The sequence below is a fragment of the Rhizobium sp. PDO1-076 genome (assembly GCF_000247475.1).
In the GTDB taxonomy this organism is placed as follows: Bacteria; Pseudomonadota; Alphaproteobacteria; order Rhizobiales; family Rhizobiaceae; genus Allorhizobium.
The window spans coordinates 1-1043 of record NZ_AHZC01000307.1; the positions used below are offsets into that span (position 1 = coordinate 1).

At 63.0% G+C, this 1043-nt stretch carries 1 protein-coding gene; it reads left to right on the top strand.

Annotated features, from left to right (window positions below; translation table 11 throughout):
- Nucleotides 1–743, top strand: a 743-nt coding sequence (locus tag PDO_RS15570) for an SURF1 family protein (RefSeq protein WP_007603765.1), incomplete at its 5' end; no start/stop codon positions are given.
- Nucleotides 744–1043 lie beyond the last annotated feature (300 nt).

Below are 1043 nucleotides of genomic sequence, written 5' to 3' on the forward strand. Positions count from 1 at the left end.
TGGACAATGACCCGGTCGACGATGATGCGAAGCCGGCGCGCAAGGGCTCCAGCGCGATCTTCACCACTGGCATGCTGCTTCTGGTCCTCGTTTTCATCGCTCTCGGCAGCTGGCAGGTGCAGCGCCTAGTCTGGAAGCTCGACCTGATCGCCCGTGTCGATGCCCGCATCCATGCGCAACCGGTGGCCGTGCTGGCTCCGGCACAGTGGAGCAGCATCAGTGAGGACAAGGACGAATACCGTCGCGTGACGGCTACCGGCGTATTTCTCCAAGACCGGCAGGTTCTGGTGCAGGCCGTCACAGAATTCGGCGCCGGCTTCTGGGTGGTGACGCCGATGATCCAGCCCGATGGCGCCACCATCCTGATCAATCGTGGCTTCGTGCCGTCTGATCGCCGCGACGCCGTGCTGCATGCCGCTGCTCAGCCTTCTCCTATCGTGAGCGTGACGGGACTTCTGCGCATGCCGGAGCCGGGCGGCGCCTTCCTGCGCAGCAATGATCCGGCAAACGGCCGTTGGTATTCGCGCGATGTAACGGCCATCGCGACGGCCGCGGGCCTGGACAGAGTTGCTCCCTTTTTCCTCGACGCTGACGCAACGGCCAATCCGGGCGGGTTTCCGATCGGTGGAATGACCGTCGTCAGCTTCAGGAACAGTCATCTGGTTTATGCGCTCACTTGGTATCTGCTGGCGATCATGAGCGGCGTCGGTCTCTATGTCGTGCACCGCCAGCGATTGGTTTGACGCACGCAAGCCGCCGCGCGGTCTTCGGTCAGCGCGTCACCGGCTGGTGGGCTTTCGGCGCGCGAGGACCAAGAGCATGCGAGGCCTGGCCACGTTGGTGCTCCAGGGATGTCTGGCATCCGATCCTGGCAATGCTCTTTTGCACGCAGCATTTGCCGCTCCCGGAGCCGCAAACACACCTCCTCATAGGAAAGCAGGATGGCCTGGCTAGTTGCGTATCGGCCCGACGTAGGGAGGCCTGGCCGATTGAGCCTCGTCCCAAGTGTTGAACGAGCGGTTTCGGGCGATGGTTTCAATCGG